The organism is Chryseotalea sp. (assembly GCF_057350905.1).
This window is the reverse complement of record NZ_JBMRCF010000015.1, coordinates 174,002-193,793: the sequence shown is the minus strand read 5'-3', so window position 1 is coordinate 193,793 and position 19,792 is coordinate 174,002. Positions and strand designations below refer to the sequence as shown.

The window sequence follows — 19,792 nt, the reverse complement described above, 5'->3', positions numbered from 1 at the left end:
ATAAAGACCATAAATGGATTTCTAAAAATAATTAGCGGGTTTCACTTCTACACTTTTATGGTTATTTGCTTGAAATAACCTTACTATTTACCTCATCAAGCAACTTCTCAATTATCACCTTACCGTAATGCTTATCAGTAACACTTACACTTGAATGCCCCAAGGCAGAAGAGATTTGTCGAATATCTATGCCCATATCCAAACCGATATTTGTCCAGGTGTCTCTCGCTGAATATGACGTAATGGTTTTGGCTATACCAGTTTGCTGAGCGATAAGGTTCATGCGCTTATTGAACCATTTTATCTTGTCATTCTTAACGCGGTGCATCCTGTGGGGTGGTGTGTCTATTGGTAGAATAGGGAAGAGGTAATCTTCTGGTTTCTTTTTGTCTTTATTGTAGGTGTTAATAATAGCAAGTGATTCCGAACTTTGCTTGATTGAGAAGAAGTCACCCTCATACATGGTTTTCTTCCTGAAGTACTTTATTCGTTCACCGTCAAACTGCATGACCTTGATAAGTGCCATATCGTAAAAGTTCATTCCCATATTATTGAACATGAAAAGGAAGAAATTACGGGCATGGAAGTCAGGACTATCCGGCTCTAGGTCAAGTTTACGAATGAGATTGATCTCATCAGGTGTTAAGGGGTTAGGTGCGTTCTCATAGCTTGCCTTTTTAACCCCAGCCAAGGGTGTATGATCTTTCAATTCAGGGAAGGATTGCCCCGCATCATTCAATATGGCGTTCAGGCTTCGGAGGTATATGCCAACAGTATTACGGGACTTGTATCGCCTGGTCATATAGGCTTTGAAGTCCTTCATAAACTCCGCATCGATTGCCTTTATGGCCATGTCATATTTTTTGTATTCCGGCAGAATCTCGAAGCCTATGCCCTGATTGTCCTTTCTGTCATATAGTGTTTTGATTGTTTCATCATCAGGCTTGCCAGCCAGCCTCATGCGATACTTGATAAATGCTTTTAAGGCATCTTCATAAGAGCTTGCCGTTGAGTACCGACCTTCAGTTGCAAGACGGTGAAGGTAGCGGCCACCAAAACCGAGCATGGATAGGGCAGACTGTTTATTGAAGAATTGGCGTTCAATCTCAAGCTTTAGCTTTTCGATTGGCCATAGCTTGATCATTTCGGTATTCTCATCAACCCACAGATCGACTTCACCTAGTAGTTTTTGGGTACGTTTGGTTTGTCTTACTGAATTAAGAATGCCTGTTATCTTGCCTGTGATGTGATCGTATTGATCTTCTTTTAGATGGATATCAAAAGGTATGTAACGTGTTTTTCTTTGATGCCCCAATTGGAGGACTAAGGCGTATTTCCCATCATTGGTTTTATTTGATTCCCTTTTGTCGAGTGTGATTTTAATTGAAGCCATTCGTCTTAGAGGTTTTGCAGCGTGCTTTCAGCGTGCTTTTTTTGATTTGAACCGTTTTAATGTGAATCTAAAATAGCTAAAAATCGTCAAAAAAGCATATTTTATACCATATAAATTCAGATGAATCCATATGGGACTGACTTGTAATCAGTAGGTCGCTGGTTCGATTCCGGCAGGGGGCTCTTCAAAATCAGCCAGTTACACTTTTGTGTAACTGGCTTTTTATTTTACAGCCATATTAATTAGAAGGTTTGCCGCTTTAGTATTTCAGTTCAGTATTTTATTCCGCCTTGGTGCTAATTATTTTTTCGGTTCTGAAATACAGAACAAACTAAAATTTCGAATGTTATTTTGATTTTACAGTTCAGCGTCCTTCTGAAATCTGCAGCCAAATACCCGTGTTGTTTCGATTTTTAATATCTATTAAATCAATAAATGGCGTTACCTGAACAATATCTATACTAGCCTCAGATAAATTCAATTCATGTATGGTCTTCTGAACTAAACTAGCTGCAACATTTCTATACTCATTAGCTTTTTTGTAATCCGATTCGCAAGAAATAAGAATAGTGAGTTTCCCATTCATATTTTTTTTCATTATTTCCGCTGCATGGCTAAGATCGTTTATTATCTCAGGATGCAATGCCTTAGTCTTTAACATCCGATAATAATGCTTCTTAATGGTTTTTCGCTTAGAGAATGATTGATTGATCCTTTTGATGTCTATGTCTGGCATGCCAGTATAAACTCGTGTGCCTAGTCGAACTGTATCGGACTTTCCTTGCGGAAAACGAATTAATAGGTGATTATCAAATGATGAATCAGAAGGCAATCTTGATATGGTTCCAATAGCAGTAGAAAATGTTTTAATACTGTCAGGTAAGTTGCCAGTCAAAACCACTTGGTAATAACCTGTTTGTGGATTTGATAGGGCTCTGTTACTGACAGCGCCTGCACTGTAGTAAAGTAATCTAGTTCCTACCGGTCGGAGCGTTGCTCCGTCTATAGCCTTTCCATTAATAACTTTTGCAAATTCTGTTGAAGGAGTTGCTGCCAAGATCGGATCACTCAGTTCTTCAGCATGATTGCCGGATATTTCTTGCAAAGTATTTTTATGAATTATAAAATCTTTTATCATCATTTTTTTTCCGCTGAATCCGGCAATGAACAAGGTATCGCTTTGCAGTAGTTGTCCTTGTTTAATAAGCTGAATTATACAACTGGAGTCTACTGGTATAATGGCTCTGTAAAATCCGTTCAGTTCTGATGATTTAGCTGAAGTTAACAAAGTGCCTTTTTTATTCAGTACTCTTACGGTTGCACTGATGAAGGCTGTGTCTGATGTGGTGGTATGGCCTTGAATAATGGTGACAGGCGCGGGTTTATAAACTTTGGGCAGTGGAATCCGGTAAATGTCGCGATTGTTCTCTGTGCCTGATGAGAAATAAGCGTAATCGGCCAAGGCGCTGACAGAATAATATAAATCGTGTTCGTCCGAATTAATGATTGGTCCTAGGTTTTCTGGTTGACTCCATCGAGTCCATGTATTGTCCAGTCTTTTGGTTATGAAGAGATCAAAGCCACCATAACCCAAATGACCTTCGCTGGCAAAATAAAGTGTTTTACCATCAGCGGCAAGGTAGGGCGATGCTTCCGCCAGCGGTGTATTTACCATCTCACCTAAGTTTTCTGGTGTAGACCAAGTGTTGCTTTCATCGTTATATCGGCTCACGTATAAGTCCTGGTCTCCCCAACCATCTTTTCTGTCTACGGCCAGTATCATTTCGCCCATTGAAACTGAAATACAAAAGTCGAAGTATGGACTGTTATTATAAAAATCATTGATCACTACCTTTTCAGGTGTACTCCATCCCTTCAGTTCCTTTCTGCTAAAAGAAACCCCTTGCCCATCGATCTTGTTGTTTTTGTATTCGTTAATGAGATAAGCACCATTTTCACCGGGAATCACACTGGCAATACCATTGGATGAGATGTTATTGATGGGTGGTCCAAGGTTGACAGCATTACCCCATTGGTTAGCTATGTATGTTGCTACATAGATATCCTGATCATCTTTCGTGCCTCCAATATTTTCCTTGAATTTTTGCCTATGAAAATACAAGTGGTTGCCATCTGCGGAAATGATGGGTTTAACTTCACTTTTATCTGAGTTGATAGCGCTAGCAGGTAGTCGTTCTTTGTCCGCCATAAAGGATGTGATCATACAATGGCTTTCAGCCATCCCGGTTCGAATAAGTTGCGAAACCACTCCATTGACATTCTCTTGCTGAGACACGCCTAGTTTGTCAAGAGTTTTAATTTTCTGAAAGGTGCCAACTTCTATAGATGTAACAGTATATGCAATAGGAGGTACCGTAATAATTAACCAGTCGTATGAATCGGCACAATGACCACGGGCACCATATTCATAGACAACATGCTCATTCCCTTCACTGTCAAAAGTTTTTATATAATAGATATATCGGCCGGCATCCTGAAAAGAGATAATAAGTTGTCGCACTTTGCTCACAGGTTGAAAATCATATGTATATACCCGTTCATAAAATTGACTTTCACTTTCCGCTGCAATTCTAACAAGGCTGTCATATAGAAATTGTCGCGCATTGTAGATATTATTGAAAACATTTACTGAATCTGTGGCAAAGAACGCTGCCCTGTCCATGGTTTTACTGCGAGCGCCCCATTGGATGTTCTGAGCTTTTAGCAGATTGGATGACGATTGCAGAGATAATAATATGAATAGAATCGAAGCAGGTAGATAAAGCCTCATATGGATAAATGAAATCGAAATTTACGACTTCAACAGTGTCTGATTATAATCTGGTGCTGGCACTTTGGCGATTAACAGGTATACAAAGAGTCTACAATAGACACAATAAATCCTGATTAGGACTTTTTAGAATATAAGGAAGTTGCTAGAGGATATACTAAAGAAATTAGTAGCAATAACAACTACCTTACTGCAAGACACTTTGGGTTATTCGGCAACTTTGATTAAATAAGCATATTCAATAGTGGACGTACTTTTATAAATTTTAAATGTTATCCCTTAGCTTATTAAAGCTCCCGATAGATTCTAATTTTTTACTAGAACACCCTCTTTAAAGGAAAGATTACCATCTGAACCTATGTCTGTGGCATAGTTAATAGTAAAAGTGGCTGGGTTGGCATTGGGGAGTAACTGTGTTTTATAAAACACATGTAGCTTATCTTTCGAATAGAATTCGCTGATGGTAATAAAAGTAGCCGGGTCAGCGTCACTAATTTTCTGCGTGTCGTAGTATACTCCGTTTTTATCCTTTAAAAAGTCACGATCGATAATAACAAGGCTGGCAACATCAATTTCAGGTATTTGTTTGCCATCACTGATCAATGAATTGTTGACAGTAATATTTCTTTCATTAATGAGATTTATCGTATCAATCTTCTTAAAGTCGATCACAGAGAAATCATTTTTCCAACTGGAATGTATAATGGCATTATCTATTCGTGCGTAGTACTCGTTAATGACTTCTGCATTACCTGTGGGTCTTTCTTTTTTTCTGAGCACTTTGGTATTGTCTTCTGCAGTGCCTGTGCTTGCCATATAATCATCCACAATGGCATAGAGATAAGAGGCATCCATGGCCAGGGTTTGGTTAATACGCATAAAGGTTTTTCCATCAGCGTCTACTTTTTTGCCATATAAAAAAACAGCGTGAGCATCTTTAGCCCATCGCTGGCCATGCGTTTCTTTTTCTACTGTATAAGGCTGATAAGTTTTTGGATCTGCACCTTCAATGATACTCAGTTCGCGCTCATAGTTACGGTAGTAGTAAACGTGATTCCTGTCCTTAGGAATTCCATGTTCATCAATGCTAAAGCTTTCAAGATCTACGAATTGTTTCTGACCTTTCCAGAAAACTGACTGCTTATCTTTACCAAAATCTCTGTAGAGTACAGTAAAAGTGGCAGGGTCTGCTTCCATTTCACTATAACCCAGTTCAAACCAATTACCCATAGGGGAGTAGATAATTTTCTGTTTCCAGTTATGGTAGTAATAGGAATCGGAAATTGTTGGATTTACCGGCTTGCCCAAGCGGTAGAATAAGCGGGTGATTAAAACAACGGCCAGTAGTAAACCTGCGCCTAAAACAATGATAGCAACTTTCACGTAGAAAAAATTTCATCTAAGTTATGCGCTAAAATTTTACGGAACACTATGGATGGTATTTTTTTGAAGAAATCTTTCCCTAATCGATTTTAACGAAGACAACAAGGGAAACATGATTAAAAGGTGAGTAATAAGTAAGGACAGCATATTTCGAAATGATTGGAGATACCGTTTAACATACATGAAAAAAGGAGGCACTTTCGTAGCCTCCCCTTATCATCTTAAACGAATCAACCGGATCAATTAAGATAATTCCTTTTCAAGCGCATCTATTTTAGATTGTGCTTCCATTTTACCCAGTGAAAGGGACAGACGATAAAGCTCAAGTGCTTCTCTTCTGGCTTCTTTCTTTTTGCGTGGCGCAAATTGGGTTCTGTCTGCTGCTTTTTCCAGTGCTTCTGCCTGGGCATAGTATAAGTCTGCTACAACCACTTTGTTTTTTGCATCGGTATCATTTACCAGTCTTTCTAATGAAGCAACATCACCTTCTCTTAATTTGATGATTTGATCTTTAATAGACAGAAGTGAATCTTTCTGATTTACTTTTACCCAAAGTTTAAGATTTTCATCCCGTACGTTCGCCAGTTGTAATTGTACATCCACCAGTTCATCGGAGGTTTTCTTTAAGTCTGCCTTTAATCTTCTGATGGCTGATGCTGAAGATTTTGATGAGTTTTTGGCTGTTTTCTCAAGTTCATCCAGCTTGGCTTCCGTACGCTTAACGTATGCATTAATTTCCTTCAGGCGACTAATGTGGTCAGCATAAGAGCTGCCTTCAATCATCTTAACCCTCAGCATGTCTCGGCTAACATCGATGGAGTCAATGAGCGCACCGACATCATTCATGCCTACTTCCAGTTCTTTGCTTACACTTAAAGCAAGATTTACTGAGTCAAGGTCACTTTGTAATGCTTCAATTTTTTTATTGTCGCAACTCAAGAACGCAATTGCAAGGGCACTTGCTAAAATTATTTGTTTCATGATATTCAGTTGTTAAGGTTTAGGTTGTCCGAAAGTCTATAGTGATCAAGAATATTGAGCGATTCAGCTTTTATGACAAAAAGTATGTTTGCTTCTTTTTACAGAGGCCACTTACTTTGTGATAGGGGAATCTTCTATACAAATATGGAACAGTCTTCGTTATAATGTGTTACACACTTTACATATCGCTGGCAATAATCACATGCCTTACTACTTTGTATTATCTTCTACTATTGTTAACCGTGCTACCTTGTATTGTGAAGGGGAGAGGCCGGTAACTTTTTTAAATTGATTCGACAGATGCGCTACACTACTGTAGTTCAGGATATAAGCAATTTCTGTAAGACTGCTTTGCGGATGTATCAATAGTTTTTTAACTCTTTCAATTTTATGATATATGATAAACTGCTGAATGGTAGTACCTTTTATGCTAGTAAACAGGTTTGATAGATAGGTGTAATGATAGCTGAGACTTCTGCTTAGTATTTTTGAATAGCATGTTTTAGTTAAGGAATCGTCATAGATCAACTGAAGAAGTTTCGAGCAGATTGAATCAACGATGGGGTTGCTGTTCACTAAAAATGAGTGATTTGTTTGTGGGATTGACAAATCGGCAGTACGGTTATTCCTTATTGAATCATACAATAAGACATTGGTTTCACTGTCTGCTGTCGAATAGGTAGTTGGTTGAATTGTTTTCATGATGTTATATAGTCTGTGACTATTTTTGTTTCTTTTTTAAACGCTCCTGTTTTTTGAAATATCCCCTGAATAAAAAATTGTGTTGCAGGGCATTCATATTAATGTCCAGTTTTTCTGTTGCATCTTTTGTGTTTTCCATTACAGACTTAAGCTGTTCTGCAAAGAGTGTGTCTGAAGAAACAACAGCTAATGCATTCTTTTCACTGTTCAATTTTTCTGCAGTTTCCCGTAATTCGTTGGAGGCTTTATTTGCATTTAATCCAACTACGGCCAGGTTTGTAGCCGTTTCATCCAGGATTCTTGCGTAACTTGTATCTTTGAGAAGCTTCGTAATTACCCCATCTCCTGCATTAATTGTTGTTAGTATTTTGTTTAATGACTCAGTCGCCTCATTGCTATTTTTGCTGGCTTCTTTCATTGAGGCGAGACTTAAACGTAGGTCCTTGCTGATGGGGCCTTCATTCATTAATTCACCTAATATGCCTTTTCCGCTTTTAATGTTAAAACTGATGAGCTTTAAATCGTCAGTGATTGATTTTGTATTGGTGCCAATTTCCTTAGCAATGTTGAATAACTCCTGTGTATCGGTAGGTGATAGCGCATTGATGGTGTCCATATCTTGAATAATTTCATTTTCATTACCTGGTCTGATCACTACTATCTTATTGCCAACAAAACCGTCCGAGCCTACATAAGCAGTTGCATTTGTTTTAATGAACTCGTTTTGTTTGTCCTTCAATGAAAGACTGACAATGACTTTTCCATCGGCAACGATCTCTACTTTTTTCACGGTGCCAATTTTCACCCCGGATAACCATACATTATCGCCTTCTTTTAAGCCCTCAACGTTTTTAAAAATGGCCGAAATGGTAAAGGTTTTGTTAAAAATATTGCCTTCCCGGCCCATGTAAATAAGTGCTGTCATGAAGATGATAATACCTCCGATAACAAAGGCACCTACTTTCATTCCACGATTTATGTCCTGACTTTCCATCTTCTTTTTTAATAATTGAAAAATTGTTTTAATTCCGGGTTATCGGATTTTTTTAGTTCGTCAAATGTCCCTTGTAAAGTACTTTCTCCATTTACCAATGCCACTACCTTGTCAGCAACCTGGTGAGCGCAACTAATGTCGTGGGTGATAATGATAGAAGTGGTATTATACTTTTCTCTTACTTTAAGAATCAGTTCGTTGATCTCGCCAGACGTGATTGGATCTAATCCTGAGGTTGGCTCATCATACAACATAATTTTTGGGTTGAGAATTAAGGTGCGTGCGATACCAATCCTTTTTTTCATACCACCCGATAGTTCGGCCGGATATAGATTGAGTGTATGCTCAAGTCCTACATCCTGTAAAGCGCCAATAACAAGTTCTTGTAGTTTTTGCCGCTCATAAATGGCAAGGTTTCTTTTTAAGGGGAATTCAAGATTTTCTTTCACAGACATAGAGTCGTATAATGCACTACCCTGAAAGGAGAAACCTACCTGCAAGCGGAGTTCATGCAATTGTTGTTTATTGATTTCTGTTAAGTTATAGCCCAATATGTTGATGCTCCCGCTATCTGGTTTGAGTAATCCAATCATGCACTTTATAAGTACAGATTTACCTGTGCCTGATCGCCCGAGCACCACCAGATTTTCTTTATCGTAAACAGTAAGGTTGATGTTCCTCAGGATCTGACGTTGGTCAAAACTTTTACAGACATCAATGATCTCAATCACTTTGTTAGCATGTGAGGATAGTACTTTGTCATTATCAACCTCTGGGTTTAGCATTAACGAATAAGGTTTAAGAATTGAAGAATGATAATGTCAATAATGAAGATGGAGAACATGGAAACAACCACTGCGGTATTGGCTGCTTTGCCAACACCAGTAGTGCCTTTCTCAGAATGATAGCCTGCGAAGCATCCAATAAGCCCGATAGATAATCCAAAGAGTGCAGACTTGATCAGAGAAGAACCAATATCCAGGTAGGTGATCGACACAGATACTTCATTAAGAAAAAGGAGTATACCTGTATCGTTAAATGAGTTTACCATCAGGAAAGAACCAACTAATGCAACTGCGTCAGAGTAGACAACCAATAAGGGCAGCATCAATGTTGAAGCAATTACCCTGCTCACGACTAAGTAAGAAAAAGGACGTGTTCCGGAAACCTCCATGGCATCAATCTGCTCTGTAACCCGCATACTGCCGAGCTCTGCCCCCATGTTAGATCCGAATTTTCCAGCGCAGATCAATCCTGTAATTAAGGGGCCGAGTGAGCGGACAACCGCCTGTGAAACAAGCGAAGGGAGCCATGACTCAGCACCAAAGGATGCCAATGAGGGTTGTGATTGTTTGGTAAATACAATACCCGCCAGAAATGAAGTAAAACTGATGAGTAAAAAAGATTTGTTACCGATAAGAAAACATTGCTTTATTATTTCTTTGCCTTCAAACGGGGGAGTAAGTGCTTTTGCAAAGAATTCTCTACAAAAGTCAAATACCTCTGTTGTTGTAAACAGGATTTTCTTAGCTGTACCGGTTTTCGCCATGCACCGCTTGTCTTATACAAATGATGCCAGAAAATGGCTTTGATTTTTGTAAAATTTCCTAAGCTTATGGGCTAAAGTGTGTTAAAGCACTGAATGACTGTAGAGAAAAATACACACTTATAGAAGAGAATGTGTTTGCTATATAAGATTACCATATTAAAAAGTAGCACGACTTTGGCCTTACTGGCCACAATGAAGGCATGTGTGTCCATTATTTTTCTATTCTTTTTTTTGAATGTAACAGTTAGTCTTGAAGGGCAGGTATTGCTGAAAACACGTGTTAAGGTACTTCGCGGTAGTCAGGTGGTTTTGCGAGACACTAGTTTTATAACAAAAAAAGATACACTAATTTTTTTTACTGAGGTGGAGATCTACCAGGTTAAAATCAGGGCCGATCCATACAGGAGGTCTGCAGACTTCTATGATTCTCTTGAAGTAAGGTCTGTAAAGAGTAAAGTTTCTAATGGTGTTTTTGATTTAATGATTCGTAAAAAGAAAAGAAAGGTAAGGGTTACAACCGTTTTGGTTAAAGCCGAGGCACCTTTTATGCCTTATAAAAATTACCGTATTGCCACACTTAATTTTCATGCAGTACCCATATTAGAGGGTTCGGTAATTGATACATTACAAGAGGCCACCACAAGGTTGGGCAGGTTGGTAAACGGTATACACAAAGACACACGAAAACGAATCATCAGAAATAATTTGCTTTTTCGAGTAGGGGACTTCGTTGATCCTTACCTAATGGCCGATAATGAAAGACTTTTACGACAGTTTCCCACCTTAAAAGATGCCAGAATATATTTAAAACCAAGTAAGGAAAATCCGGAGGAGGTAGATGTGGTGATTGTTACACAGGATGTTAATTCACTGGGCGTATCAGGTCGAGTGTCTTCAGTTTCTAATTATCGTGCAGATGTGTATGACAAGAATATGTTGGGTTATGCCAGGCAATTAAAACTCTCTTACTTCAGGAAGTCGGATGGCGACCCTGCCCGGGGAATTGAAACGATATTGTATGATCCTAATTTATTTGCCAGCTTTTTGCAGGGAGAACTACAGTACACTAATAATTACCTACGTGAGCGAGCAAGGCTTACCATTGGCAGAGATTTTTTTGCATCTAACGTAAAGTATGCCGGTGGTATAGAATTATATAAAACCAGAGAAAACTTTTATTTTGAAGACTACGATACACTTAGCCTGACTTATACTGAGCGTGCAGTCGATGTATGGGTGGGAAGGAGTTTTGAGTTTGAAAAGAGAAAAAACATTATACTGGCCATGCGTATTAATCCACATGATTTTCCAACCATGGGTACAGTACTTCAAGACTCTAATTCATTTTTTCGCAATCGCACATTGTTGCTTAGTTCAGTCACTTTTGTAAATAGAAATTACTTGAAAACGTTGAGGATAAGAGGATTTGGCAGAACAGAAGATGTACCTACAGGGGGATCGTTGGGGCTTTTAACAGGGAGGGAGTGGAGTGCATACACAGATCGCCAGTATTGGGAGGTTAACTCAAATTACGGAAATTATTTTTCAGACTTTGGCTACATCAATTTAAGCTTAGTGGGTGCAAGCTATCTCGCTAATCGTTCCGTAGAGGATGGTATTATTTCGGTGAGTATGCAATATTTTAGTGATCTGACAAAATTGCGAAAGACTCAGATTAGGCAATTTGTGAATGCCTCTTATGTAAGGGGATTTAACCGGGTGCTGGACAGAAGTGTAGGCATTAGTGGTAAGTGGAGAGATTCCAATGGGTTGCGCCCAACAGGCAATGCACGCTTAAACCTCAGTTTTGAAACGGTCTACTTTATGTCCTGGTATGCTTATGGATTTCAGTTTGCCTTATATCATCGACTTGATTGGTCAATTTTGAACAACTTTCCTATGATCAGTTCGAAAGATCAGAATTTCACTTCCTTCAGTGTGGGCATGCGCACATTGAATGAGAATTTAGTGTTTCCTACCTTCTCATTTGAGCTTTCTTATTTTGGGCGCACGGGTACTTTTCCGGCCTTATTTGAATTTAGTTTATCGGCTTCGATTACAAACACATTCAGGAATAGCTTGTCAGGCAAGCCAGTAGTAGCTGCATTTAACTGATTTTATTTTAACAAAGGCAATTGCCATGTGTTTAACAATATAATTTTATGGCTTTTATATTTATGACATAAAAAAAGGCCACAAATTGTGGCCTTTTAGAAAGAAACGAAGCTTCCCCCTAATCAACTTCCTCTTCTTCCATGTTTGCTGCCAACTGATTTACTTTTTCAGCCAAATCAGTCAGTATAATATCATTTCTTAATTCCTCATCTTTTGATGTGCGCAATAAAGCAGCACACTCGGTGTCATTTAATACAGTAGCAATTATTTTCAATGTGCCATAAGCAGAAATTTCGTAATGACTTATTTTTTGAATGCTGCTTATGAGTGCTGCATCTCTTGTATGACCAAATTCATATACATCACAATTTTCTTTTGATTCTTGTATCAGATATTCAATGGTTGGCGATTTTTTCCCAGAAGCCTTTATTTTCTTTAACTCAAAACACTTCTCTATTCTGTGGTTTTGCTTATAGATGGCATCAATATGTTGCTCAACAGCCTCAAGTAGTAATTCGTTGTAAATTGATTTGGCTATTTCAGGCATTGTGCGCAGAATGTATCTCTCGGTCCAGTAAATATCTCTTAACATGTCAATGAATAAATACTCAAGACTTTCCTTAGTCGTTTTATTTTCATGAATAAATTTTTCCGGAGCGATCTGAACAAGTTCTTTAACCATTTTAAAACGATTGTCTATCTGAAATGTTGTTTGTTGTGTAATTGTTTTTAGAATAAATCTTTCAGAAAAAGTAAAGGGAGCTAAACAGGATTAACTCCCTTTTAGTTTTTAAAGTGTTGCTATTTCTTTTCTAATCTGATCCTTTGTTCTGCCCAGGCGTTTCTGTAAACGGCCCAGCATCTCCTCTTCCTTTCCTTCCATAAAAGTCAAGTCATCATCAGTAAGCTTGGCATACTTTTGTTTCAGCTTGCCTTTTATTTCCAGCCAGGTTCCTTTTATCTGTAGTTTACTCATGTCTGCTGGTTTAAGCTTTTACTTTTTCGTTTGTATTGTAAAGATTATCTTTTCCTTTTCTGACAACCTCATCCAAACCGGAATTGAATTTTTCCTTCAGTGTATCAAGCGATCCGTCAACAGAATCTCTAAGCGTATCGCTTAATTTTCTTGATCCATCTGCAATTTTCTTTCTGGTATTGGCACCGCTATCTGGGGCTAACAACATGCCAATGGCTACACCAACGGCAGCACCAGCCAATAAACCTCCTATCAAATTTTTTGCATCCATATTATTGTGTTTTAGTTGTCCGCACATTTGGGCGAAGTAAACCAACACAAGAGATAAGTGTACCAAGAATGAAATGGCGTTTTATGGGCTTTATTACAACATTCCGAGCGGATACGGTTGTGGAATTAGCTTCTAATCTGTGCATAAAATGTAACACCTGCCGGGGCGTGAAGTCATGAACAGCAGATTTCTTAGCGTGGAGCGATGAAAGTTTCTGCCAGTTTAAAATGCACAAAGAATGTGGTTCCTTTTCCAACAACGCTTGTCACCTCAATACTGGCACTATGACTATTCAATATATTTTTGGTGGAAGTAAGGCCAAGTCCCATACCCTTTTTTTTACCCGTAAAAAAGGGGTCAAAAAGTTTATTGATATTGTTATCAGATATTCCCTTTCCGTTATCGCTAATTGATACGGTAAGAATCTGATCGCTTATGGTAGCGTCAATTATGACTTTACCTTTACCGGTTTCAGTCGCTTCGATGGCGTTAATGATAATGTTAAGCAAGGCAATTTGTATTTTTTCTTTATCGATCAGTATTCTGGGTAGATCCTTTTGAAAACTTACTTCTATTGAGATGTCATTCAACTGAAGTCGGTCATTGGCTTGTTTTACTGTATCATTAATCAATTCACTAACCTCAGTGAGCCTCAGGTTGAGTTGCTTAGGTCTTGAAGAGTTTAGCATTTCGCCCACGAGCTGCTCAATTCTATTAGCATTTCGTTCTATAATGGTGCTGTATAATTTGGCTGACTCATTCTCCGGAGCAAATTCTCCTTTTAACTGATCCAAAGCAAGGCTCAGGTTAGTGAGCGGATTTCGGACTTCATGCGCTATAGTTCGCACAATCTTACCAGTTAAGGAAAGTCTTTCTGCCAGAATCATATCTAATTCTGCTTGCTTACGCAATGACAGATCCTTGATTATTCCCTGATAGCAACAAAAGTCATTGGACTGGTCAGGAATAAAGACACAATTAATAATGCAAATTTTAGCTGTTCCATTTTTTGTCAAGAGTAGGGCTTCAAAGTCTCTGATCTGCCCTTTTGTTTTTATGGTGTTCAGAAAATACCTGTAGTCCTGTGGTCGTGAAAAAAGACTTTTAATAGTAAGCCTTTCGGTGTTATCTGGTTCATTACCAAAGAGTGCATTGAAGGAATGGTTACTGTCTATAATATCTAATTTTTGTGTCGCAAGAAAAATAGGGTCAATGGAGCGTTCGAATAATGAGCGATATTTTTTTTCTTTTTCATCGAGTTCTGCTATGATTTTAGATTGCTCCACATTTAATTTTTCAAGCTTAATTTCTATTTCTTTTCTTTCCGTAATATCTACAACAGATCCGTATATATCGCCTAATGAAGAGGAGTGAGGTTTAATGGTGAGTGTGAGGTAGCGGATTTTATCACCATTTAATATTCTATAATTTACTGTGGAGCCATTTCTATTTGTTTTAACCTGCAACAGGCAGTTTTCAATTAGCAGAACATCTTCAGGAATTACGTTTTCTAAAAACGTATTCCATGATATTATTTCCTGCGCCCCTTTATTAAAAATACTATGGAGACCATCTGACCAGATTAATTCATCATTGCCGGCTGTCCATTTCCAGCTGCCCATGTGTGCTACAGATTCAGCCTCATTTAGTAAGGTCCTTCTTTCTTTATTCAACAGAGTGCCCGAATTCGGATTCATAACCTTTTATTTTAGATAAGCTTCAACGCTAGTAATAGAAAATGTGCGCAATGAAAAAGTGAATGTGAGGTGTTAACACCACACGTGTGTATTTGATTACTATTTAGCTCAACTTAATTTTTCCGTATTCACCTGCTTGGGCTTTTAATCGGTGTTATTGTAGTTGGCTCACTATTGGTAATGCAATAATTGAACTAAAATTCTTTTAAATATGAGTTGTAAAAAAATCACTTGGTTAGTAAGCCTTGCAGTATTGGTTAGTTGTAGTTTTAATCAATCATATGCTCAATCAGCTAAACGCGCAGGTATTAAAGGAGGTCTTAATGTAAGCAATCTTTACATAGATCAGGTAAATGATGAAAACGCACGCATAGGTGCACACTTTGGGGTTTATGCACAAGTCATCTCTTCAGACCTGTTTGCACTCCAAACAGAGTTGCTTTTTTCTACGCGCGGATCGATGGCTACCTATACGGGTGTTTTCGATCAGGAGATTAAATATAACTTAAGTTACATTGATTTACCTGTGTTAGCTGTAATTAAAGTTGGTGAAAATGTAGAATTTCATGCAGGCGCATATGGTAGCTATTTATTAGGTGCTAATATCTCTTACAAAGGAGACGTTTCTAATGGTGTTGACCAGATTGACCGTGACCAACTTAAATCTTACGACTATGGATTAGCAGCAGGCGTTGGCATTAACATTGGTGCAGTGCAAATGGGTATGCGTTACAACTATGGTTTGGTAGAAATTGCTGACAGTCAAAACTCAAGAGCTTTTTTGGGTGATGCGAAAAATTCGTGTGCACAGTTATTTGCAGCTTTCAGTTTTGGCGCCAGATAGTAAGTTTTATGACCTTGCGCCTTTAAGGCGTTATGTTATAAAGCTTTAGCTTATTGTATAAAGTTTTCCTATCGATGTTCAGTAGTTCGGCAGCCTTAGATTTGTTATAGCTCACTTTCTCTAACACATCTAATATTGCCTGCCGTTCTGCTGTCCATGCGATGGACTTGAGAAGGCCAACGTTTTCATGAATGACTTCACCTGCGCTTTCCTGATTCTTTTCAGTGATTTCAACAGGTAAACTTTCCACCTGAATGGTATCGCCTTTCGTAAGTAGTACGGCTCTTCTGATTACATTATTTAACTCTCTTAAATTGCCATGCCAGTAGTAATTACGTAAATATTTCTGAACATCAGCAGACAGTATTTTTACATCTTTCTCCTGTGAAGCGTTGGCTTTCTCCAGGAAATACTTGGCAAAAAATATGATGTCGTCTTTGCGATCGCGCAGAGGCGTGAGTTGTATTTTAAATTCATTTAAACGATGATATAAGTCTTCACGCAACCTGCCTTCTTTTACGACTGCTGATAAGTTCTCATTTGTGGCTGCAATAATGCGCACATCAATTGAAATGTCTTTGGTAGCACCGATTCGTTTTATTTTACGTTCCTGAATTACACGAAGTAACTTGACTTGATTTTCATACGAAAGATTTCCAATCTCGTCCAGGAATAAAGTTCCGCCATCTGCAATTTCAAAACTACCCTGCTTGTCGGCAATGGCTCCTGTAAATGATCCTTTCATATGACCGAACAATTCACTACCAGCCAATTCTTTAGGAAGCGCACCACAATCTATCGCCATAAAGGGTTTTTCTGCACGTTTGCTGAATTTGTGAATGGACTGCGCAACGAACTCCTTGCCGGTTCCGGTCTCACCACTAATGATGACAGACATGTCTGAGGGCGCTACCAGTTCAATGTGTTGTTGTATTTTTTTTGATTGATCACTGATGCCGACTATAAAATTGGCTGTTGAAGATGTATCTTGAATGCGAACCTTTCTGTTGACTCCGCCATTGGAAGGGCTATCGACATAGGTAAATTGTTTTGACTTATTTTTAGCGATGGTTTCATGAATGGTTACAAGTAACTCATCCGGATAGAGTGGCTTCGTTATATAATCATTCGCACCATACCGGAAAGTCTCCACAGCGGTTTTTACATCAGAATAACCTGTAATTATAATGATAGCCACTGTGGAGTTAAGAATTTTTATGCGTTGTAACAATTCCACACCATTAACATCCGGTAATTTATAATCACAAAGAATCAGGTCATACTCATTTCCGCGCAGTTGTTGTAAACCTTCTGCGCCAGTATAAGCGGTATGAACAAGGTAATTTCTATTGCTCAGAAATTTAGTAAGCATAAGGCAAATATCACGATCATCATCAATTACAAGAATGCTGGGCATAGGAGCGAATTATTATTGTATTAGTTTAATATTGATTGATTTAAGTGCTTCATTAATAGTTTTGGTGCTAAAGGGTTTGGCAATAAACATATCAGCACCCTTGTCAAGCGCCCGATTACCTTCACTGTCGTGGGCACTGATAACAATTATTTTTGTTCTTAAATGCTGTTTTTTAACCAGGTTAAGAATGTCGTAGCCGGAGCCCTCAAGCAGGTTTAGGTCAATAAACATCAGATCATAAACATGCTTAGTCATTTGAAGACTGGCTTCCTGGACGGTATTGGCATATTCAGTAGCGAAGTTTAAACTCCGTAAATAACGCGTAAGCATCAGACAAATATCTATTTCATCATCAATAACAAGGATTTTGGGCATTTCAGTACGTTTTGTCTACTAAGACTATTTTTAAACTCTTCCAGTTTTTTGTTCGAAATGCGGGGAAACAACAAGTTAACGATAAAAGGATCAATACTGGTTAATAACAGAGAAGCAATAGAAATCATGAAAATGAGTGTATATAAAATCTTTCATCGTTTTCAGGATAGTAGTGCAAAATCATGCCATCTATTTATGAGGTATTTGTTCGAATTATCCCACATTGTGTAGAATTTTATACCCACATTGTGTGGAATTCACAATGTAATCGACTTCATCACATTGATTTTAGCTTCCAAAGGCAGTGTGTACTCTGGCATTAATTTTTCTTTGCTGTCAAAAAAAATATATATCGATATGAGTAATCTACTTTATCTAGTTGCTGTAGTACTGGTAATTTTATGGCTCTTGGGCTTTTATGTCTACAGTCTCGGTTCCATTATCCATGTTCTGTTAGTAATTGCCATTATTGCAGTACTATTCAGAATCATCAGGGGCGGAAGAATTAATCTCTAACAAAAAGTTGTTTTATACAGGGTGTTAAATGATGTTGAATTACCGTAAACTCTTTAAACGCTTTTCCATCGTTTTTCTTCTGCTCTTAGCAACTTTAGTTATGCTCTTGCTTGCAAACTATTGGATTGAGAAGAGAGTGAAAGCTGCCATTACGGAACGGCAAGGATCATTCTCTTCTTTACATGTTAATTTGTTTTCCAGGAGTATTCAAATCACTGCATTGGCCTGGTCTTCCCGACAAACAACAGTAGATTCAGCACATTCCCTTTATATTGATTTGTTAAAACTAGAAGGTATTCATTTATTGCCTTTGGTTTTTAATAAAGAGGTAATTATTAATCATCTCGCAGTACATAGTGCAAGTATTTTGTTTTTAAAGAATATAGATCTCAATAAAGACTCCACTTCCCAAAACACCATCAAGCGTCTTACCATCAGGGAGGTTTCACTTAAAAGTATTTCAGTAACGATAAAGGAAGACACAACGGAGTTCCTATCCGGTTTTTTGGAAGCAGAGATTGGGGACCTTAAAGTTGAACGAGACTCAGTTCAAAAACTAGTCTATTCATTTGGCCAGGTAATGGCCACCGCACATTCAATTGAGCTTAATCCCAAAGGCGATTTGTATAAAACGAAAGTTCGTGAGGTATATCTTAATTCAACCTTACATTTACTTAGCATTGATTCTATTCAGCTATTGCCCAAGCACGGAAAATATGATTTTGCCTGGAAGGCAGGAAAGCAGGTGGCCAGCCTTACGTTAAGTATACCCAAAGTGGATGTTCATAATTTGAATTTTGAACATTTGTTAGAAAAACGATTGATAGCCTCATCAATTAAAATTGAATCCTTTGATTTGTTTGCCTTTAAAGACAAACGTGTTCCCTTTTCGCAAACCGCCTACATACCATTACCAATGCATTATTTTAATGCATTAACCTGGAAGGTTAAAATCGATTCTATTGCTTTTGGTGCATCACAAATCAAAACAGAAACTTTTCCTGAAAGCGGCATTGCACCAGCGGTAATTACTTTTAACGATGTTAGTGGTTTGCTTTTAAATCTGGACAATATTCAAGAAAAAGAAGCCATTGATTATGCAACACTTCATGCGACAGGTTTGCTGATGGGTAAAGGTAAGATAGAAGCCACCTTTCAATTCCCTCAGGATAGTTCTCCGGTATACCATGTTAAAGGTTTTATTAAAGATTTGGATATGACTGTTTTAAATGACGCACTACAGAATGCCGCAAACATTACTTTAAAGTCCGGATATCTGAATTTGATGAATTTCAATTTTACTTACACTGATTTTGGATCCAGGGGGTCACTCGATATGGCATATCAGACACTGAGAATTTCAAGCCTTGATAAAAATAAATCATCAACCAATGAAATCAAGACAGCACTGATTTATTTGCTGGTGCAAAAGAATAAAGATATCGAAGCAAATTTTTCTGGTCGGATTGGTACCATCAATGTCAACCGGGATCGAAAGCGGTATATATTTAATCTATGGCTACTATCAATCCTAGACGGTATGCGTTCCAGTTTTTCTGGTGGTGGTGGCAATAAAGATGTACCCAACAGATAGCAGCCTACGCGCTGGATCAATAGATCAATTTATAAAACTTACGCTGTACAAGAATAAGGCTATTTTATGGCTTATGTGTTTAGCTGTAGGTTTATAGAACTTATCACATCCTGATGAGCGATATCCTGTGGTAATAAACAGGTTGCAGCTGCTGACAAGGTATTTCAATTCTGAGAAGTTGTGTTTAGTTACTT

At 38.1% G+C, this 19,792-nt stretch carries 18 protein-coding genes; 4 read left to right on the top strand and 14 right to left on the bottom strand.

The window, feature by feature from the left end; translation table 11 throughout:
* Window positions 1-61: 61 nt before the first annotated feature.
* The 8 genes from ACO1XM_RS17185 to ACO1XM_RS17150 all read right to left on the bottom strand — a co-directional run bounded on the left by ACO1XM_RS17185 (window position 62) and on the right by ACO1XM_RS17150 (window position 9,793).
* Complete coding sequence (locus tag ACO1XM_RS17185) at window positions 62-1,393, bottom strand: tyrosine-type recombinase/integrase (protein ID WP_486231254.1); 1,332 nt, start codon at window positions 1,391-1,393, stop codon at window positions 62-64.
* A 364-nt stretch (window positions 1,394-1,757) separates the two neighbouring features.
* A complete protein-coding gene (locus ACO1XM_RS17180) occupies window positions 1,758-4,076 on the bottom strand; it encodes a hypothetical protein (RefSeq protein ID WP_486231252.1) in 2,319 nt (772 codons plus the stop codon).
* Window positions 4,077-4,490: 414 nt separating this feature from the next.
* Window positions 4,491-5,567: a DKNYY domain-containing protein gene (locus ACO1XM_RS17175; RefSeq protein WP_486231250.1), complete on the bottom strand. Its 1,077-nt coding sequence runs from the start codon at window positions 5,565-5,567 to the stop codon at window positions 4,491-4,493.
* 243 nt (window positions 5,568-5,810) lie between these two features.
* Window positions 5,811-6,548 (bottom strand): hypothetical protein, encoded by a 738-nt coding sequence (locus tag ACO1XM_RS17170; RefSeq protein ID WP_486231248.1) that lies wholly within the window; start codon window positions 6,546-6,548, stop codon window positions 5,811-5,813.
* A gap of 210 nt (window positions 6,549-6,758) precedes the next feature.
* On the bottom strand, window positions 6,759-7,250 hold the full coding sequence (locus ACO1XM_RS17165; RefSeq protein ID WP_486231246.1) for a helix-turn-helix domain-containing protein: 492 nt from the start codon (window positions 7,248-7,250) through the stop codon (window positions 6,759-6,761).
* Between the two features lie 19 nt (window positions 7,251-7,269).
* Window positions 7,270-8,244, bottom strand: a complete 975-nt coding sequence (locus ACO1XM_RS17160) for an MlaD family protein (RefSeq protein ID WP_486231244.1) — start codon at window positions 8,242-8,244, stop codon at window positions 7,270-7,272.
* 8 nt (window positions 8,245-8,252) lie between these two features.
* Window positions 8,253-9,029 (bottom strand): ABC transporter ATP-binding protein, encoded by a 777-nt coding sequence (locus ACO1XM_RS17155; RefSeq protein ID WP_486231241.1) that lies wholly within the window; start codon window positions 9,027-9,029, stop codon window positions 8,253-8,255.
* A complete protein-coding gene (locus tag ACO1XM_RS17150; RefSeq protein WP_486231239.1) occupies window positions 9,029-9,793 on the bottom strand; it encodes an MlaE family ABC transporter permease in 765 nt (254 codons plus the stop codon). Before ACO1XM_RS17150 ends, ACO1XM_RS17155 begins: the two co-directional genes overlap by 1 nt.
* 174 nt (window positions 9,794-9,967) lie before the next feature.
* Here ACO1XM_RS17150 and ACO1XM_RS17145 point away from each other — a divergent pair, with 174 nt between their 5' ends.
* On the top strand, window positions 9,968-11,908 hold the full coding sequence (locus ACO1XM_RS17145; protein ID WP_486231237.1) for a hypothetical protein: 1,941 nt from the start codon (window positions 9,968-9,970) through the stop codon (window positions 11,906-11,908).
* A 118-nt stretch (window positions 11,909-12,026) separates the two neighbouring features.
* Here the strand turns inward: ACO1XM_RS17145 and ACO1XM_RS17140 are convergent, their stop codons facing one another.
* The 4 genes from ACO1XM_RS17140 to ACO1XM_RS17125 all read right to left on the bottom strand — a co-directional run bounded on the left by ACO1XM_RS17140 (window position 12,027) and on the right by ACO1XM_RS17125 (window position 14,852).
* Window positions 12,027-12,590, bottom strand: a complete 564-nt coding sequence (locus ACO1XM_RS17140) for a YciE/YciF ferroxidase family protein (RefSeq protein ID WP_486231235.1) — start codon at window positions 12,588-12,590, stop codon at window positions 12,027-12,029.
* Between the two features lie 108 nt (window positions 12,591-12,698).
* Window positions 12,699-12,884 carry a CsbD family protein gene (locus ACO1XM_RS17135; protein WP_486231233.1) on the bottom strand — a complete coding sequence of 62 codons (186 nt, stop codon included), beginning with the start codon at window positions 12,882-12,884 and terminating at the stop codon, window positions 12,699-12,701.
* A gap of 10 nt (window positions 12,885-12,894) precedes the next feature.
* Window positions 12,895-13,155 (bottom strand): YtxH domain-containing protein, encoded by a 261-nt coding sequence (locus ACO1XM_RS17130; protein WP_486231231.1) that lies wholly within the window; start codon window positions 13,153-13,155, stop codon window positions 12,895-12,897.
* A gap of 191 nt (window positions 13,156-13,346) precedes the next feature.
* Window positions 13,347-14,852 (bottom strand): PAS domain-containing sensor histidine kinase, encoded by a 1,506-nt coding sequence (locus tag ACO1XM_RS17125; RefSeq protein ID WP_486231229.1) that lies wholly within the window; start codon window positions 14,850-14,852, stop codon window positions 13,347-13,349.
* Window positions 14,853-15,063: 211 nt separating this feature from the next.
* Between ACO1XM_RS17125 and ACO1XM_RS17120 the strand changes: the two genes are divergently transcribed.
* On the top strand, window positions 15,064-15,696 hold the full coding sequence (locus ACO1XM_RS17120; RefSeq protein ID WP_486231227.1) for a porin family protein: 633 nt from the start codon (window positions 15,064-15,066) through the stop codon (window positions 15,694-15,696).
* Between the two features lie 22 nt (window positions 15,697-15,718).
* Here the strand turns inward: ACO1XM_RS17120 and ACO1XM_RS17115 are convergent, their stop codons facing one another.
* Together ACO1XM_RS17115 and ACO1XM_RS17110 are read right to left on the bottom strand one after the other, a co-directional pair.
* Window positions 15,719-17,113 (bottom strand): sigma-54-dependent transcriptional regulator, encoded by a 1,395-nt coding sequence (locus ACO1XM_RS17115; RefSeq protein ID WP_486231225.1) that lies wholly within the window; start codon window positions 17,111-17,113, stop codon window positions 15,719-15,721.
* A gap of 12 nt (window positions 17,114-17,125) precedes the next feature.
* Window positions 17,126-17,488, bottom strand: coding sequence for a response regulator transcription factor (locus tag ACO1XM_RS17110; protein ID WP_486231223.1), 363 nt, complete (start codon window positions 17,486-17,488; stop codon window positions 17,126-17,128).
* A gap of 357 nt (window positions 17,489-17,845) precedes the next feature.
* Here ACO1XM_RS17110 and ACO1XM_RS17105 point away from each other — a divergent pair, with 357 nt between their 5' ends.
* Both ACO1XM_RS17105 and ACO1XM_RS17100 read left to right on the top strand, forming a co-directional pair.
* Entirely contained in the window at window positions 17,846-18,004 is a 159-nt protein-coding gene (locus ACO1XM_RS17105; protein WP_486231221.1) for a lmo0937 family membrane protein, read from the top strand.
* Between the two features lie 28 nt (window positions 18,005-18,032).
* Window positions 18,033-19,598 (top strand): hypothetical protein, encoded by a 1,566-nt coding sequence (locus tag ACO1XM_RS17100; RefSeq protein ID WP_486231219.1) that lies wholly within the window; start codon window positions 18,033-18,035, stop codon window positions 19,596-19,598.
* Window positions 19,599-19,792: the final 194 nt, after the last annotated feature.

Excerpts from the sequence above, each read along its gene's own strand:
- ACO1XM_RS17185 (WP_486231254.1), bottom strand. The coding sequence starts at position 1,393 with ATGGCTTCAATTAAAATCACACTCGACAAAAGGGAATCAAATAAAACC.
- ACO1XM_RS17180 (WP_486231252.1), bottom strand. The coding sequence starts at position 4,076 with ATGGACAGGGCAGCGTTCTTTGCCACAGATTCAGTAAATGTTTTCAAT.
- ACO1XM_RS17170 (WP_486231248.1), bottom strand. The coding sequence starts at position 6,548 with ATGAAACAAATAATTTTAGCAAGTGCCCTTGCAATTGCGTTCTTGAGT.
- ACO1XM_RS17165 (WP_486231246.1), bottom strand. The coding sequence starts at position 7,250 with ATGAAAACAATTCAACCAACTACCTATTCGACAGCAGACAGTGAAACC.
- ACO1XM_RS17160 (WP_486231244.1), bottom strand. The coding sequence starts at position 8,244 with ATGGAAAGTCAGGACATAAATCGTGGAATGAAAGTAGGTGCCTTTGTT.
- ACO1XM_RS17155 (WP_486231241.1), bottom strand. The coding sequence starts at position 9,029 with ATGCTAAACCCAGAGGTTGATAATGACAAAGTACTATCCTCACATGCT.
- ACO1XM_RS17150 (WP_486231239.1), bottom strand. The coding sequence starts at position 9,793 with ATGGCGAAAACCGGTACAGCTAAGAAAATCCTGTTTACAACAACAGAG.
- ACO1XM_RS17140 (WP_486231235.1), bottom strand. The coding sequence starts at position 12,590 with ATGGTTAAAGAACTTGTTCAGATCGCTCCGGAAAAATTTATTCATGAA.
- ACO1XM_RS17135 (WP_486231233.1), bottom strand. The coding sequence starts at position 12,884 with ATGAGTAAACTACAGATAAAAGGAACCTGGCTGGAAATAAAAGGCAAG.
- ACO1XM_RS17130 (WP_486231231.1), bottom strand. The coding sequence starts at position 13,155 with ATGGATGCAAAAAATTTGATAGGAGGTTTATTGGCTGGTGCTGCCGTT.
- ACO1XM_RS17125 (WP_486231229.1), bottom strand. The coding sequence starts at position 14,852 with ATGAATCCGAATTCGGGCACTCTGTTGAATAAAGAAAGAAGGACCTTA.
- ACO1XM_RS17120 (WP_486231227.1), top strand. The coding sequence starts at position 15,064 with ATGAGTTGTAAAAAAATCACTTGGTTAGTAAGCCTTGCAGTATTGGTT.
- ACO1XM_RS17115 (WP_486231225.1), bottom strand. The coding sequence starts at position 17,113 with ATGCCCAGCATTCTTGTAATTGATGATGATCGTGATATTTGCCTTATG.
- ACO1XM_RS17110 (WP_486231223.1), bottom strand. The coding sequence starts at position 17,488 with ATGCCCAAAATCCTTGTTATTGATGATGAAATAGATATTTGTCTGATG.
- ACO1XM_RS17105 (WP_486231221.1), top strand. The coding sequence starts at position 17,846 with ATGAGTAATCTACTTTATCTAGTTGCTGTAGTACTGGTAATTTTATGG.
- ACO1XM_RS17100 (WP_486231219.1), top strand. The coding sequence starts at position 18,033 with ATGATGTTGAATTACCGTAAACTCTTTAAACGCTTTTCCATCGTTTTT.